Annotated in this window: 1 pseudogene; it reads right to left on the bottom strand. The window is 40.5% G+C overall.

The window, feature by feature from the left end:
- Window positions 1–617: pseudogene (locus HT722_RS08940) on the bottom strand (hypothetical protein); the annotation flags it as partial.

Genomic DNA, 617 nt, shown 5'->3' with positions numbered 1-617 from the left:
CTTACCTGGAATTTCTACCGTAGTTCCTGGTGGATATGTTGTTCCATCTGGTTTCTTAGGTGTTACTGTTACGTCTCCTGTATTTGGATCTTGATCTAATACTATTGCCGGTGTTAAACGAGCTGGTGTTTCAACAGTCACATTTTCAACAGGTTTATTCGGTTCTGCTATCTTAGCATTACCTGATGTTTTTCCGTCTGGTAATTCACTATTTGGAACTGTCCCCTTACCATTTTGTCCAATTTCTACTCTAATTGGATTTCCATCTTTTCCTGGAATTTCAACTATCGTTCCTGGTGGGTATGTTGACCCATCTGGTTTCTTAGGTGTTACTGTCACGTCTCCTGTATTTGGATCTTGATCTAGTTCAACCGTTGGTGTCTTACGGGCTGGTGTTGTTACATCAACTGGATTAGATGGTCTCTTATTCGGCTCTGTTACGATACCTTTTCCTGATTTATCAGTTTTTGGAAGTTTATCGTTTGGAACTGTTCCTGAACCGTCATTTCCAATCACTACCTCAATTGTTGTATTATTATCACCTGGGATAACTACCTTCGTTCCTAGTGGGTATGTTGTTCCATCTGGTTTCTTAGGCGTTACTACTGCATCTCCAT

This window comes from Streptococcus sp. 53, assembly GCF_013276565.1.
Classification (GTDB): Bacteria; Bacillota; Bacilli; order Lactobacillales; family Streptococcaceae; genus Streptococcus.
This window is presented reverse-complemented; position numbering and strand designations above follow the sequence as displayed.